This is a genomic window from Paenibacillus sp. 276b, assembly GCF_900107875.1.
In the GTDB taxonomy this organism is placed as follows: domain Bacteria; phylum Bacillota; class Bacilli; order Paenibacillales; family Paenibacillaceae; genus Paenibacillus; species Paenibacillus marchantiae.
Genome location: NZ_FNRR01000001.1, coordinates 1541917 through 1558214, shown reverse-complemented (window position 1 = coordinate 1558214; position 16298 = coordinate 1541917). Strand labels below are relative to the sequence as shown.

Annotated in this window: 13 protein-coding genes and 1 pseudogene; 12 read left to right on the top strand and 2 right to left on the bottom strand. The window is 42.0% G+C overall.

Annotated elements, in window-relative coordinates; translation table 11 throughout:
• The first annotated feature begins 608 nt into the window (after positions 1–608).
• The 7 genes and pseudogenes from BLV50_RS06585 to BLV50_RS06565 form a co-directional block, all read left to right on the top strand.
• A complete protein-coding gene (locus BLV50_RS06585; protein WP_090806595.1) occupies positions 609–1088 on the top strand; it encodes a hypothetical protein in 480 nt (159 codons plus the stop codon).
• A gap of 302 nt (positions 1089–1390) precedes the next feature.
• A complete protein-coding gene (locus BLV50_RS06580) occupies positions 1391–1744 on the top strand; it encodes a hypothetical protein (protein WP_063563786.1) in 354 nt (117 codons plus the stop codon).
• Positions 1745–2889: 1145 nt separating this feature from the next.
• Entirely contained in the window at positions 2890–3132 is a 243-nt protein-coding gene (locus BLV50_RS32425; protein WP_063563787.1) for a hypothetical protein, read from the top strand.
• 191 nt (positions 3133–3323) lie between these two features.
• Positions 3324–3869, top strand: a complete 546-nt coding sequence (locus tag BLV50_RS33340; protein WP_256337873.1) for a stalk domain-containing protein — start codon at positions 3324–3326, stop codon at positions 3867–3869.
• A gap of 20 nt (positions 3870–3889) precedes the next feature.
• Entirely contained in the window at positions 3890–4273 is a 384-nt protein-coding gene (locus BLV50_RS33335) for a hypothetical protein (RefSeq protein WP_256337872.1), read from the top strand.
• A gap of 91 nt (positions 4274–4364) precedes the next feature.
• Positions 4365–6461 (top strand): CAP domain-containing protein, encoded by a 2097-nt coding sequence (locus BLV50_RS06570; protein WP_090806593.1) that lies wholly within the window; start codon positions 4365–4367, stop codon positions 6459–6461.
• A gap of 215 nt (positions 6462–6676) precedes the next feature.
• Positions 6677–7002: pseudogene (locus tag BLV50_RS06565) on the top strand (elongation factor G); the annotation flags it as partial.
• A 722-nt stretch (positions 7003–7724) separates the two neighbouring features.
• On the opposite strand, the gene BLV50_RS06560 reads toward BLV50_RS06565, so the two are convergent.
• Complete coding sequence (locus BLV50_RS06560; RefSeq protein ID WP_090806591.1) at positions 7725–8504, bottom strand: nuclear transport factor 2 family protein; 780 nt, start codon at positions 8502–8504, stop codon at positions 7725–7727.
• Between the two features lie 195 nt (positions 8505–8699).
• On the opposite strand from BLV50_RS06560, the gene BLV50_RS06555 reads away from it, so the two are divergent.
• The 4 genes from BLV50_RS06555 to BLV50_RS06540 all read left to right on the top strand — a co-directional run bounded on the left by BLV50_RS06555 (position 8700) and on the right by BLV50_RS06540 (position 12031).
• Entirely contained in the window at positions 8700–9305 is a 606-nt protein-coding gene (locus BLV50_RS06555) for a TetR/AcrR family transcriptional regulator (protein ID WP_090806589.1), read from the top strand.
• Positions 9306–10323: 1018 nt separating this feature from the next.
• Positions 10324–10935, top strand: a complete 612-nt coding sequence (locus BLV50_RS06550; RefSeq protein WP_090806587.1) for a hypothetical protein — start codon at positions 10324–10326, stop codon at positions 10933–10935.
• A 91-nt stretch (positions 10936–11026) separates the two neighbouring features.
• A complete protein-coding gene (locus BLV50_RS06545; protein ID WP_063563801.1) occupies positions 11027–11263 on the top strand; it encodes a hypothetical protein in 237 nt (78 codons plus the stop codon).
• A gap of 450 nt (positions 11264–11713) precedes the next feature.
• On the top strand, positions 11714–12031 hold the full coding sequence (locus BLV50_RS06540; protein WP_063563802.1) for a hypothetical protein: 318 nt from the start codon (positions 11714–11716) through the stop codon (positions 12029–12031).
• Positions 12032–12067: 36 nt separating this feature from the next.
• Here the strand turns inward: BLV50_RS06540 and BLV50_RS06535 are convergent, their stop codons facing one another.
• Positions 12068–13669 (bottom strand): response regulator, encoded by a 1602-nt coding sequence (locus BLV50_RS06535; RefSeq protein ID WP_063563803.1) that lies wholly within the window; start codon positions 13667–13669, stop codon positions 12068–12070.
• Positions 13670–13955: 286 nt separating this feature from the next.
• Here BLV50_RS06535 and BLV50_RS06530 point away from each other — a divergent pair, with 286 nt between their 5' ends.
• Complete coding sequence (locus tag BLV50_RS06530; RefSeq protein ID WP_090806585.1) at positions 13956–16238, top strand: glycoside hydrolase family 3 C-terminal domain-containing protein; 2283 nt, start codon at positions 13956–13958, stop codon at positions 16236–16238.
• Positions 16239–16298 lie beyond the last annotated feature (60 nt).

Genomic DNA, 16298 nt, shown 5'->3' with positions numbered 1-16298 from the left:
TGGCGGGAAGCCATATTCCTTTTCTACAGCGTCTACAAAGTCAAAAACCGATAAAAGATATAAGAGAAAACGAATGCCAATACAAACGATACAAGAGATAATTTCCGATCACTATTCCACGCCCGAAATCCGTTAGCCACATATAAAACAATCACTGAAAGGAGAATTATTAAACCGTTTTTCCAAAACAGCAAAGTTAAAAATACAGTTAAGGCAGTCAAACACCATATAACTGTAAACCATAGTGGATACTTTGATAAATATTTTTTAAGCATGTAACGTTAGCTTAATGAAACTTAAGAAGGCATCAAAATTGATCAGCTGCTGATTTCAACTAGCGGGCTGACATTAGGGATCGTTGCAGAAATGCTGACGATCCTTTTTTGTATTACCTTTACAAACAAATAGATGCCGGTTGGACAAGTGGCTGGGGGCAGTCGGAAGATACATGAATGCTGGACATGAAATCGGTCATATACTCGGCTTAAATCATTTTGAGAATGCACCGGCACACTCTGGCGACCATTGGATGAAATCAGGTAAATATAAACTGACTTCACCTACTGCTACTGATTTGGCTCATGAAAGAAAAAATGGGGGTGGTAAGCATGAAGAAAATTATAGTATTGACAACCGTTGCTTCTTTAGCAATTGGGCTAGGGGTATTATCATATTCAAATAGCTCTACTGTAGAGAGCAAAAACGATAGTGCTGCAATAAGTAAAAATATTGATTTAATTGCTAAGAAATTTGCTCCATCTGTAGTGCGTACAGATAAAATCGAAGCCAACCATGCAATTTTCACAAACGCAGATGATGCAGAATCTCAATCAGACGCTGTAGTTAGAGTTATTGCAACTGGTGAAAGCAAAAATGTCATTGAAAATTTCGAGTGGGGGCCTTCAGGCAGAACAGAAACTAAGGTGAAAGTAACCCAAGTATATAAGGATTCTACAAAACAGGAGATCGATTCAGAGCTTGTAACATTTGAACCTTCCTATGTGATCGAAGATAAAGAGGGTAGCATTAGAATAAATTATGAAGATTACACACCAATGCAAGAAGGTAATGAAATATTTATTTTCTAGTGTGGAATCCAAAAATTGGCGGATATTGGGTTAATTCTCTGGAACAAGGTAAGTTTGAGGTATCTGGAACTGATATAGAGGGAAAAACAATGCAAGCTACCCTGTCTAAGCACTACATGCTACACGCGTAGGTTCTTTATTAGGTGATTGGAAATGAAATATAAAAAGGAGGACGTAACCCGCGAAGGGGCGGAGGGCAGTGCTTAGTCTTTCATGAACAAAATAGGTTTTTGTGGTATTATATGTAATTATGGGTTGTGAAATAAATGGATTATTTGAAAAGAAAATGGGGGAATCAAAATATGGAACGTAAAATTCAACTAATGGAAACCTACGTAAATATCGACTTTGGAAACTCACCCTTTTTAAAATTAGATAAAGGGTTGCAAATTCCATACTCTTCAATCAAAGGAATAACAACTGGTAGACCGATACCAAATGCTTTTAAACTATATGGTGCTTTATTAGGAGAAATGAGAAATGGGTTATTTAGATCAAATGGTGGTTATCAACTACACTTTTTTGAAAACGAGCTTAAAACTCTTCATTTAGATTTGAATAACTTTAAAGTTGGGAAGTTCGAAATATCAAAGTTGATCATTGGTGTTGATAATCCTGAAGAAATAAGTGAAAATATTTCCGAAAGAGTGAAGTGATAATTTGTTGACGCTGGTCATACCCAGCGTTTTTTCACTAAAAAAGATGGAACAATTCAAATGCAAATTTGTCGAAGGACAAGAACTTGTACCGATTACCGGAATGGACAAGAACATATTCCGATAACCGATTAGATGCATATCTAACTATTAAACAAATGTAGATTAGACTTTCTTAGTATCAAAATACATAATAAAAATGTCACGCTAGAGATAAAGTACTTAAATTCAAGAATTGCGATTGGAATAAACAGAAACCTAGAATTTATTGGATATTATGGAAGGGGAGACAGTGAATGTACAGTTATGAAGAAGAGTTAACATGTGTTGTCGAGGGATAAGAACATAGTCCCATTAAAGTCGCTATTTTAGCGGCTTTTTTATTTTATCGGTACAAGTTCGTGTCCCGAGCCAAGGACAAGAACTTGTACCGATTTCCGATTATAAAAGCATTTAGCTAAATTCTTTTGTTCTCTAAGTCATTTAGCTAACGGGTAGGTCAGGTTAATAAATTCCATTTTATCTAGGTCAGTGAATAGATCTATAATATTATAATTAAAAATGATGAGGAGTAATTTTAATGAAAATTATTGCTGCAACTAATTCGCACACTATGAATATATTAAGAAACATGACCATCATATCATAGAAAACTTAATATTACCGAAGATTAGGGGGAATGAGATCTATATTAAATCTATATTCTACAGGATGAAGAGCATAGTATCATTGGCTGGATTCGGCACAGCTTTTTTGGGACAACACACCTTTTATGAATATGATTTGGATTGATGATACATATCGAAATAAAGGATTAGGTAAGAAAGCAGTTCTTTTCTGGGAAGATGAAATGAAGAAGCCTTACCAAGGGGATAATATAACGAATAGAAACACAATGGGAGATAAAAGGGCTTTATAAGAAGTTTGAGTTATTTGCTTACTCTTTACATGTTAAAGGTGAAGAAAGACTGATGAAACATCGCTTAAACACTCTATATTTGGTAAAGGGAATGAAGACAGAACTGAAATGAGTCGATGAGATATTTATAAGTAAACTTAAGTGTATATTTTTGAAGGAGAACTACAGATGGATTTATTGATGTCGCTATTTAAAATAGCGGCTTTTTTTATTAAGGAGACTAAGCGTGTATGCAATCAGAGTTGGAAGTTCGGTTCAACGATATCGTTACTCGGGCGAAGCCCGTGGTGATTTTGCAGCAAGGATGATCGCCGTATTTCGCCCAGACGGAACACTGTTGGTAGAAGGACAATTCGCGGATCAGGCGAACAAGCAGTTGGAGATTTGTCGAGGAAAAGGAACTTGTAATGATTACCGGAATGGACAAGAACATAGTAGCCAATTTTCTACTAGATACATATCTAATTAATTCATATAAAAAGTTAGGTTTTATTATACCAATGGGATAAAATACCTATTTATAAACTATTGTACATGGTAAAATATTCTTACTACTGCCAGTTTTTTTGATATTTAGGATTTGTTAGACCTATGTAAAAAAAAGATCCCGGGAAGTGAAAGTGAGAAGAAGTACATATGGAAAGCAGAAGGAGTTACATCATGAAGAAACTGTTATTAACAGTAATAGCAAGTATGTTGACTGTAAGCTTAATAGGTTCGGGAAACGAAGCAGTTGCAGCCGCAAGCACTCCGAAGCAAGTAGAGGTATTGCTGAATACCGTTAAAATGAAGTTTCCAGATGCGAAGCCATTCCAGGATGGCCAAGGTAGTGTTATGGTTCCGATCCGCTTTGTATCTGAAGCGCTGGGTGCAAAGGTGATGTACTCCAAAGAAGGCAAAGTTTCCAAGGTTGGGATGGTCAGCACAGATCATAAAGTGGACATGACAATCGGGCAGACTTCAGCCCTCTTTGATGGGCAGAAGAAGGACTATGGCACGCAAATCATTCTGAAGCAAAATCGGACTTTCGTTCCCTTACGTCTAGTGAGTGAAGGGCTTGGCCAGAAGGTAGAGTGGGATAAGATCGGTCGTTGGGTATGGATCGGTAACAAAGAGTTCCGTAGTACAGATGATAAGGCATTTAAGTTAACCCAATTAAGTGATTTTAAAGCATTACACAAAGCATTGAATATTATAAAAACCTGAAGAATGAAACTTACCCTGGCGTGAAGATTATCAAAGAGAGTGATTTACCCATCCAACTAGCGAATAGTCAAGTGGTATACAGCATCGATTTGGTAAAAGATCCTGTACGCAGCGGGAATGTGGTACAGATCAGAAGTAGTGTCAGAGGAAATTCTATCTCGTTCTTAGTAAAGAATAGTTTTGCAAAGGGGCGCCATGTGCTAGATGCTGCTTTTATAAATAATGGTGATAAAACAGGAATGAATAACTATCAAGTAGTGAGTAGCTTGGATCTCTTCCAATATGGAAAGTTCGTAGAGAATTATGATTACACGAAGTTCAAGCTTTCTTCGGCAGATTATATTCTTTTGAGGGATGGCGATTTGGACAATTACGCTGTGGCCATCATCAATCCATTCAAGTAAGTGAAATGATTGGATGAAAAAGACTATCAGTTTGAAACTGACAAGTCGTTAGCAAGTTTCGTAAAAATGGGAAGACGAGGGGAGAAACACCATGAACGCAAGCAAACGCAGCAAAAACAACAGGCCGAATCGGGGGATCGGCCGGAGATCGGGGCGCAGGTGGGCAACCTGTCTGCTCGCCGCGGTCCTGGCCATTACGGTCGTCGTACCGGCTTATCCGGCAGAACGCGCATCCGCGGCATCGGCTACGACGGCGTCGCAGGGAGGGTTCACGCAGGATCAACTCGACGGATTGGCTTATCTGAACGAGATTCGGGCGAAGGTAGGCGTAGGCCCGTTGGAGCTGGATGCGAGATTGACGCAGGCGTCGCAGGCGCACGCGGCTTATTACAATACCACCCGCTTCGAAGGATTGTCAGCGCATCGGGAGGAGCCCGGTACGGCAGGCTTTACAGGAGCGACGGCCGGAGACCGGGGCAAAGCAGCCGGATGGCCAAACATTTCGGTCGCTGAAGTCATGTCTTTTGAAAAAGAAACGACAAGGGAAGCGATTGATTCCTGGCTAAGCACCGCTTATCATCGCAAGATTATATTGGACGGCCAGTATACATCGGTCGGCATTGGGGTGCAAGGTGGTACCGCGGTCATGAACCCGGCTTACGTGAAAATCCAGAAGAAAGGCCCGGAAGCCAAAGTGTATCCGTATGACGGCATGAAAGGAGCCGACATTGGATTCTATGGATTGGAAATTCCAAATCCGCTTGACCGCTTCGGTGTTGAACACTCAGGTGGCATCATCTCGGCTACGGCTGGTCTCGCCATCGATTCGTTTGAAGCGAGCATCGTGGACTCGCAAAGGCAAGAAGTTCCGTACTACAGCGAACTGCAAGGCGATACGGTGTTTTTGTTTCCGAAGGAAGTGCTAGACGGGTACAGTGTCTATACGGTGAAGCTCGATTATACGCTGTATAAAGAGTCGCAGCTTCGCACCAAGACCTGGTCGTTCACGACTGGCAAAGGGCGCGCGATACAGGGCTTATCCACACAGTACGACGAATTCATGCTGAATCCGGGAAGCAAGCTGCCGATCGAGATCGTGGCCTCTTACGGCGACGGCACATATGGAACCCCGAAAACGCCGATTGCCTACTCCAGCAGTTCCCCTGCGGGTCTGAAAGTTTCGGCAGACGGCATGCTCGAAGGGGTTAAGCCCGGCAGTTACAAGGTGACGTTCAGCTCCGGGGCAGTGCGTGGCACGGTGCCGGTACGAGTATTCGAGCGTCTCAAGAGTAAGAGCTATCCAGCAACGGATCCGGCCAAGGTCAAAGATATCGCTGGACGCTCCGATCAAGTAGCGATCGAGTGGGCGCTTCGTTCGGGCGTCGCCGGAGCGGATACAAACGGCAAATTCCACCCGGAAGATTCCGTGAGCGAAGCACAGTTCCTTATCATGCTGCTGCGCACCTATAAAGTAGATGACGAATCATATGCTTCCAAAAAGAAGAAGCACTGGGCGGAAGGCGCCTACAACGTGGCGACGGTCCGCAACCTGTTGTTGTTTAGTTCTAGTCCTGGCAAAGGCGACTTTAAGGACAAGCCAATTAACCGCTATCGCGCGGCTGGCCTGATCGCGTCGGCGGACGGCGTGAATTTTGATTTTTCGAATGCGGTGAACTACGTGCTGGCTCATGATTATATGCGCGGAACCAAAGGCAACCAGAGCTGGATGTTCGGTTCCAACGATATCGTTACTCGGGCACAGGCAGCGGTGATCTTGATGCAATTGCAGTCCCGTATGAAGTATTTGGTCGGCGCACCTAAAGCGATTACATCCGAGAAGAAGCTACCTGAACGGCTGTTTCCGGAAGTGTATAACAAACCAGTGCTTGGCAACAAGATGTTGATTGCCGAATTCCGCGCGGACGGTACGCTGCAGGTGGAGGGACGATTCACGGAGCAGGCGAACAAGAAGCTGGAGATCCATATTAATCAACACCAGAATAATGGGCGAAGCGGGAAGATACTAGATAAAATTCCAGTGCAGACCGATTCCTCGGGGCGATTCTCTATTTCGTCCACAGGTACGTATGGAGATGCTATCCTGGATGTGAACCTAAGAACGGAAGAAGTCATCTATTACATCGGGGTCAAAAGAGGCACAATGAACGCGTCCGAGTATTCAAGCTAAGAAAAAAAAGTCCCCACGAACGCGTTCGCAAACTCAACATCAAAACACGAAGAAGCCTCCGACCTGGTTCGGAGGCTTCTTCGTGTCGAGAAAGCTTTCAGCGAAGTTGAACCGCAGGACAAGAACTTGTACCGATTACCGGAATGGACAAGAACATCGTCCGATTTCCGATTAGATGAATACCTAAACAAAAGACGATGTAGTTAAAACCCCAAGTACAGAAGGTGCTCGGTGCTTTTCGTACGCTGGAGGCGGAAGAGCCGTCTCTGAACGTCGTTTGGGATGAGAAATTGCAGGAGATTTCTATCCGCGTTATGGGATTGATTCAACTGGAAGTGCTGGAGCAGCTTGTTAGAGAGCGGTTTGGCTTTGCTATCCTCTTTTGGACAACCGCAAATTTTGTATAAGGAAACGATTAAATCGGCTGTGAAAGGGTACGGCCACTTCGAGAAATTAAGTGCATCTGTTGATTGAATCGAGAGAGAGGGGGAGCGGCATCACGTTCGATAGCAGATGTCATGCCGATGATCTGAATGTGTCGAGAGACAAGAACATTGTACCATTGCCGAAAAGGACAAGAACTTTGTGCCATTTCGGACTAGGTAGTCATCTAAATAGTATCATGATGGAGATCATGTGGCGAGTAAAAAGCACATGAATTTAAGTATTCGCGTGAATATCGATTTTTTTGTATCAGGAAATAGTTTTTTTCGGTAAAAGTTGAGGACTAGTTCATCATTGAAACGGTTAAGAACTTGGCACCAATGTTGATAAGAATCTTTATCTGTTTCATTGAGCAGCAAACGGGCAGATAAACATGATAGCAACATCGATATTATGATCGTAAAATAAATGTGATTTCAAATAACAGATATAAGGAAAGACTTCGTGCTGAAGCTATAAAAGAATATTACGAGCTAAGCGTCTTACCGCAACAGTTTCTAGATATGGATATCGCGCAAGTGAATTTGGTTCCGGCGATACAGCGGGAATATGGATCTTAAAGAGATCTCGCGGTAACTTATTGAAGATACTCACGAGAGGATCGTTGAGTTAGGAATGCACCAGATTTTAAACTTTCCAAAGAAACGTTTATACATTTGACATACGGGAAAAATCGAACTAAGCAACGGAAATAACTGAGCGATTAAACACTTCTCAGCCTTATGTTAGCATCACCCGAACAGGGCGAAGAAGAACGGTGAAAGACATCACCGTACTTAAATTTGGCGATGTCTTTCATCCGATTCAGCTACACAAACTTCAAAATCTACTGTTTGAATTTTTTCGTTTTTCTGCCGGCAGTATGGCCTCGATTACGTCCCAATGCTCAGCGATCTTTCCATCCTCTACACGGAACAAATCGTAGAAAGCAGTATGTTGACCATCAAATAGACCTTCACTTACTGTAAGAACTAAATTACCTTGTCCGATTACTTGATGGACATGAGTATATTCAAACTCAATATTCTTCTCCTTCAGAGCTTGCAAAGCAGCGTGAAGACCGGAAAGACCGTCTGCAATATGCGGACTATGCTGAATGTAGTTATCTCCATCAAAGTAAGAAGCAAGCAGGTCAGGGTTCTTCCCGAGCAAGATGTTCTCAACATAGCTTTTGACAAATGCTTTGTTGGCATCCGTCTTGTCGATATCCTTAATCGTAATCGGTCCGTCAATCATCGTATGTTTGCTTGGTGTCTTCTCCACCATCTCTTGCAAATTGTCCCAATGTTCAACGATTAGTCCATTCTCAAAACGGAAGATATCATATACGATTTTAGGGCCGTGAAAATCATATACAGAATGAAGAGCAACATAATTTCCGTCGACTAAAATTCGCTTTATGCTTACCTTAGTACCAATCTCCTTTAAATGATCAAGTGCGCCAAGCATGGCTTCACGACCATCGAGTAAGGCCTGATTGTGCTGAATATATTGATCTGGATGAACGTAAGCCGTAATCGCTTCGGGGTTGCCGCTCTCAAAGCTTTCCAGTACGGCGACTGCCTTACGAACAAGCTCATTTTGATGGTTGGATGTCATTGAAATATCCTCCTTGGATTTTTTTAGTCATTAGATAAATAATGAACAATATGTTGTTTATCTATCTGATGCTCATTATAATAGAGGTTAATATAAGGCTCAATATTCAATATTTTTAGTTTTGAAGTATAACAGACAACTCATAAAACTTTGTCGCTTAACGACCTAAAAATAAATTTAGGAGGAACGAAAACAATGAACAAGAAAACCGACCTAAGAATACTGCGCACGAAACAATCGATTCGAAAAGCGTTTTATGAGCTTATTCGGGAAAAGGGATATGAAGCGATAACGATCCAGGATATTGCCGACCGGGCTATGATCAATCGAAACACTTTTTATCTCCACTACCAAAATAAACCTAATTTATTAGATACATGTATGAATGAATTGTTGAGCGAATTAAAGGATGCGGTCGTTCTTTGTCCCATCAGCATGAATCCTTTCAGTATTTCTCTACTCGAAACCGTCATGCAAACTGTACTAAAACATATTTCCGTAAATATGACCTTTTATCATTCCATGTTAATTGAAGAGAATAGAATCTATCAGTTTCAAGCAAAAATGGAGAATATCATTAAAGATAAATTAATGGAGGGGAGGAAACCTGCTCAGGGAAACTCCCCATTAGCAATATCCAAGGAATTGCTGCTCGAATACCTCGGATCGTCTTTCATGGGGATTGTAATTTGGTGGATTAAAAACGATAAGCCCCTTCCTGCAGATGAAGTTTCATCTCAGTTTAGTAGAATCGTTGCATACGGGCATTTAAGAGCTGCCGGCATCGCCGGCGAGGAATAAAATTAGCTAGGATAGAAAGAGCATGGTTCAGCGCTGGGGCGTCTTTTTTAGAACCATGGTAACTTTCTAAGTTAGGAGGTTTTTGATCCTGACGGTAAGGCCATTGCATTCAAGTGAATGAAACCTTTTCGTAAGATAAGGAGATCATCTTGGTATCGAAAAGGAGAAGTTCATCGCCTGGAGCAACCCGTAGGCAAGCAATATAGCTATGGAAAAGGCCCAGGACACTCCACAGAGCTCGAAAAAGTTAAAGCAGAAAACCGTTTCCTGAAGCAATAATTTGGAACGGAGGTGGAAGCTGAGGTCGTCATCGCCTGGATTGAATCCAGGTACTGTCGCGGGACAAGAACATTGTTCCATTCAAAGTCGCTATCATAGCGGCTTCTTTGTTTTATGGAACCAGGTTCTTGTCCAAAGTTGAGGACAAGAACTTGGTTCCATTGCCGAAAAGGACAAGAACATTGTGTCATTTCGGATTAGATTGTTATCTAAATATTATCATGACAGAATTTATGTGGCGAGATAAAAGCACAATTCGCTTTCTAAAGGTAAGAACTCAGTTCCATTGCTGAAAAGATTATTGTTCATTGAGTGTCGGATAATCAGTGTATCCTTTGCTGGCTGTCCTTACCAAAGAATGTTGTACGATCCGGTTCATTGAGTCGAACACCGGTTTTAAGTCTTTCAACGAAATCTACCATGCCGGTTTATCAATAAAGTGTTGGACCGAAGTTCGCGAAGTTCCTTCCGTAGTTCGTGCCATATAGATCGAAGGACAATTTTCCCATGATTGGATTACTTCTTGAAGTGTATCGCCGCAAAGACACCAAATGAGGTGCAGTTTTTTCTCCTAAATTCGGTTTGTATACGAAATTGAATACCAAATTGGATCGTCGATTTTGTTTAATTAACGATTAAATTACCGTAACTCTCCATGGATTGGTAACGTTTAGAATGTAAAGAGCATGGAAGTGTGGCTAAGAATAAAGAGCTAATAAAGAATGAGGAGTGAACAGTTATGAAAATGTACTCTAAGGGCGCCCTAATATCGGGTTTTGTGGTTTTTATCATTAGTGTTTCAGGCGGTCTGATGGTATCCCAGAATACAAGTGCTAAAAATACGGTTAATCCAAGTCACATAACGCCTATCGACTATTCTGAAAATGAACTTGGACTGACATTCGGAACAATTGAAGAGTCCAACTCCTTTGAGATACTACCTGACTTAATCTATGCAGGAAGTGTAAATGGCATTAAAGGGTACTTACTGAAAAAAGATTATCTCGGTGAACCTGGTGATGTCCCACTGTATGATGTTTATGGGAAAACCATAATTGGTTCTTTTCATATTAGCCCTAAGAATATGAACTATCCTAAAAATAAAAAAGGACAGACATACGGTTCAAGCGCAGATGCTAGTTCTCCAGAAACGGAACCTGAATTAATCAGTGCTATAGGTGAGGATGGCACTTCAGGATATGTGCTAAAAAAAGACTTAGATGGTGAGTTACCAAAATCACCCGAGGAAGCCATTGCAATACAGAACAGTAGATCACCAGAAGGTCTTGATATTCCGCTGTTTGATATTGATGGTGAAACTGTAATTGGTGTGTTTCATGTTGGAGCCTAAAGAACATCCGAAAGTCCCTCATACCCATGATTGGGATTGGAATAAACAGAAACCTAGAAGTCCTTGGAGATAATGAAAGGAGAGACAGTGAATGTACAGTTATGAAGAGTTTATTGAGGATTTAAATCTTGGACATGAAGTCGAGTTTGACTTAAACGATTTCCACTTTTTAATCAGTTATAATGAAGATGGATGGTATTGCGTTAAACAAAATGAAGAAGTTCAACTTAGATATAACTCTGTAGAACAGTTAATATCAAAATCCAAAATTGAGGGCAAAACAATAAAGGAGTTATGGAACCATATTATCGTGACTAGTATATTTTGATAATTCTCTAGAGAAATAACATATTCCGTTGAGAATCGCTATTTTTTCAGCGCCTTTTTTTGTTTTATCGGTACAAGTTTTTGTCCCGAAGCAAGGACAAGAACTTGTACCGATTGCCGAAATGGACAAGAACATGTTCCCATACCGATTAGGTATGTAAAATATCGTTATTTTGCCCGTCAATCCATTAAACTAACGGGCAGGTTAGTTTAGTTACTTATGTGAAAGGATCGTGCAATTTTTTCGTAGAAATAAGCAAGTCCTTATTTGTATTATTTGCGATACTGTAACAGACCGTTGCAGTATTACAGACAATTAAGGAGGAACATAGATGAACACAATGAAAGCCTTACAGGTATTTGCAAAAGGGGAACCTATGCAATTGGTGGTAATTCCTATTCCAGTACCACAGGAAGGACAAGTCCTATTGCGGGTTGAAGCATCGTTCTGATGGTTCTGCTGGCGCTTGTCTGTGTTGTGCCTTTGCTTAATGTTATTGCGCTATCATTAAGCTCAACCGAAGCAGGGATGTTTAGCCCAATGGGGAATAATGAAACCTTATTAGCCATGAAGCTGTTGTTTAGCAAAGACCGGAAAAGCTTATCGAAAGGAGATTGTTCGCATGATCGAAATTCCCTTGTTCAGGCGAGAAATTTCATGAGATCGTTATGGATTAACAAGGAATTCATGGAGAGTAATAAACAAAAGGGGCATTCATCCATTTGTCGTTCTGAGGCCGGCCTTATGGCTGGCCTTTCAGGTATTTAGGGTAGCGTTATACTGATTTGTATTCTGTCATTACGTTTATCTGGTGCGGAATTCCTGTGGAGTACAACCATAGTGCTTTTTAAAGATTTTAATGAAATGCGGAGGAGCCAAAAATCCGAGCTCCTTGCTGACATCTGCAATTTTCAAGTCGGTGTTTAACAGGAAATATGAAGCGCGCTTCATACGTAAATGATACAAATAATCTCCTATGGTTTCTCCGGTAACTGTTTTATATACCTTGGAAAGATACACTGGATGAAGGCCAACATGTTCTGCGATCATCTGCAGTGAGATGCCCTCAGCAAGGTGCTCCTGAATATACGTCCTGACATTTGAAGTAATTTGCTCATGGGCATTCTTCAATTGATGAGAGGTCTTTTTCCGACGCAGATCAATCATTTTCTCTGCCCATATATATATTCGTTGGCTGGATAATTGGCTTTTCTTTCTGATTAGAACATCAAACTCTTCGCCAAGAAGCTCCTCAACCGTTGCTTCCTGTGACTTAAAGGATATGGAAAACGTAGAAGACAGATAGAGCAGAACCATAAATAATTGATCATGCGAAAGCTCTCTTCTGGCATCATTCAAAAATAATATTCTGGCAATTTTGCTGACCGCCTCGTCCCAGTTCCCCGATTCCAGCAGATTGGGCAACAAAGGGGGCTCGTGCAGATTAATCAAATTTTGTTGTTCATGAGATTCGGTGTCTTTTTTGTCTAAAGTAATGAAATAACTTTTGTTTTCGCCAACATTGCGGTTGATGGCAGACACGGAAGCCATGTACAGCTCTGATACAGATTCAGGAAAGGCATGCTCTTTACTCAAACATATCGATACTGCACCCTTCAGGAACTTTTGTACATTATTTTGCAGTCTGATCGCATAGGAATCTACCGAGTCGAGTACGTTACGGTCATTATTTTTTATTAGGAACACAAGGTAACCCTGATCCGTAATGCAGTGCCATAATTTAAAAGGATTCTGAAATACCTCTTCCGTTATATTGGAGACGGCGTACTCTAACAGCGATAAAGATCGGAGATCATAGCCGGAGAATTCTTCCTCCATTCGAATGACCATCATCTTGAATGGATCGGCCGATCTAAACGGGAGATTCAGCATACCCAGCCGCTCTGCAAGAATGTGATCGCTCATGGCTTTGTTCTGAAGAAGATCATTGAGAAGCTGGTTCCGAAGCAATGGCGAATTGGCGTGAAGGGCATGCTGTATTTGTTGAAAAGAGCTGATTTCTTCCCATTCGTGCTCGATATCTTGTATCGCAGCCGTTACGGAATGAATCAATTCATCGGTATCAATCGGCTTGAGAAGATAGTTCGTTGCCTGATACTGGACTGCTTTTTGGGCATATTCAAATTCATCGTGACCCGATAAAATAATACAACGTATTTTATGAGAAAACTTTCTAATCTCCAAAATCAGTTCAAGACCATCCATCTCAGGCATACGAATATCCGTAATCATAATATCAATCGCGTGTTTGGACGCAATGTCCAAAGCTTCAGCGGCAGAATATGCTCTGTGTACTTCCTGGATGCTGTGTTCTTCCCAGGGGATGGTCAATGCCAGGCTATCAACTACTGATTTCTCGTCATCCACAATTAATAAATCGTACATAGTTTTTCCCCCTCTCACAACAAAGTTGACTGTACCACTTATTGTAGAGTGGAGGTGGACTCATTTCAATGGATGAGCACTCCAATCACCTCCGATCTTAAGATAACGATACTCATCTTTAGATATCCTTATCATTCAGATTGCGTTATGCAACATTAAGAAAGAGATATTTCAATCATTTTTTCTTTCCCGTAGTATAGACATGAAAGCTTAAACGCGCGGTGGGACATACAAGGATCTGCTGTTCATGAGGAGACCTGCCGGGAGATGAAGGAGTGTATAGAAGATGAATCGTGACATCAAACAACTGGTAAAGCAATTAACCTTGACTGAAAAAGCCGAGCTATGCTCAGGAAGTACGTTCTGGACTACACAAGCTGTAGAAAGGTTAGGAATTCCTTCGATCATGATGACAGATGGTCCTCATGGATTGCGTAAGCAAGCAGGCGAGTCAGATCATCTGGGTTTGAACGAGAGTGTTCCTTCAACCTGTTTTCCTTCAGCCGTTGGCCTGGCCAGTTCATGGAATCGTGACCTTGTTCAACTTGTAGGAGCGACGATCGGAAAAGAAGCGCAGGCAGAAAATGTAGCCATTCTGCTCGGCCCAGGGGCAAATATCAAGCGTTCCCCACTTTGCGGACGCAACTTCGAATATTTCTCCGAAGACCCCTATCTGACTGGAGAACTGGCCGCTGCACATATCACAGGTGTTCAGAGTCAGGGAGTCGGAACGTCTCTGAAGCACTTTGCGGTAAACAACCAGGAGCATCGCCGCATGACGACAGATGCCACTTTGGATGAACGGACATTAAGAGAAATCTATTTGACCGGATTCGAGAAAGCAGTCAAACAATCACAGCCATGGACGGTTATGTCTTCATATAATAAGGTCAATGGAACGTATGCTTCCCAGCATGAGTACTTACTCACTACTATCCTGAAGGAAGAATGGGGTCATGAAGGTTTTGTTGTCACGGATTGGTCTGCGGTGAGTGAAATTGCACCAAGTATTGCAGCAGGTCTGGGGCTTGAGATGCCATCATCCAACGGAGAAGGACCAAAACAGATTGTAGAAGCGGTAAACCGCGGGGAGCTGACTGAAGAGCAATTGGACCGTGCCGTGGAGAGACTTTTAGGTGTCATTTTCAAAACGGTTGATAACAGCCGTCCCGATACCACTTACGACCAGGAACAACATCATCAGATTGCCAGAAAAGCAGCAAGTGAAACGATGGTTCTATTAAAAAATGAACATCAAATTCTCCCGCTAAAAAAACAAGGCAACATTGCTGTCATCGGAGAGTTGGCGGACAAAGTTAGATATCAAGGCGGGGGCAGTTCCCATATCAAACCAACCAAGCTGGATAGTGCCTTTGAACAGATGGTCCAGCTAGCTGGATCTGACGCAACGATCACATACAAGTCAGGTTACAACCTCGACTCCGATGAGAGTGCTCCGACTTTGGTAGCCGAAGCAGTTGAATCCGCAAGAGCAGCTGATGTCGCCGTGTTGTTCATTGGTCTGCCAGACCGCTATGAGTCCGAGGGATATGATCGAGAACATCTGGATATTCCGGTGAACCAGCAGGAACTTATAACAGCCGTTGCTGCTGTCCAGCCTAACGTGGTGGTTGTGCTCAGCAATGGCTCACCTATTGTTATGCCTTGGCTTAACAATGCAAAAGCTGTACTTGAAGCGTACCTGGGTGGACAGGCTGTAGGAGGAGCAATCGCTGATCTGTTATTCGGAGAAGTTAATCCCAGTGGGAAGCTCGCAGAGACTTTCCCGCAATCCTTAAAGCATAATCCATCTTCGCTGTTCTTCCCTGGTGATGGGGATCGGGTCGAATATAGAGAAGGCATTTATGTGGGTTATCGCTATTATGACGGCAAAGATATTGAACCTTTATTCCCCTTCGGTTATGGTTTGAGCTATACTCAATTTGAGTATTCACAGCTGAACGCAAGCCAATCGGAATTCAAGGATACAGATATAATCACTGTTACGGTTAACGTGAAAAACATAGGGCAACGGTATGGTCAAGAAGTGGTACAACTATATGTTCATGATCGGCAGACAACCGTTAGCCGTCCTGAAAAAGAACTGAAAGGTTTCGCCAAGGTTTCTCTTGAGCCGGATGAAGAGAAGACTGTTACTTTTACTTTAGATAAACGAAGCTTTGCGTATTACAATATTGACTTGAAGGATTGGCATGTTGAGAGTGGTGAGTATGATCTCCTGATCGGTTCTTCATCTCGTCAAATCATCCTGCAAAAGACCGTTCATGTAGAATCGACTTCACCTGAAATCATTCCAGTCTATGACCGCAATACAGCCCTCGGAGAATTGCTCTCTAATCCGAAAACAATGGCCATACTGAGTCAATTACAGGGATTTGTTCCTCAAGGAGCTGAAAATGCGCATTCGGATGCTGTTTCTGCGGAAATGCTTCAGGCATCCATGCGTTATATGCCACTACGCGCATTGATCCCTTTTACCGGGGGAGCACTTACAGAAGAGCTGCTCTCACAGCTTCTTGTAGGCTTGAATGCGGCCGTGCGGCAGTAAAAAGTAGAGGGACTAAAGAAAATAAAACAAGGGGGAATCGTCCATAAGAATGACTTATGG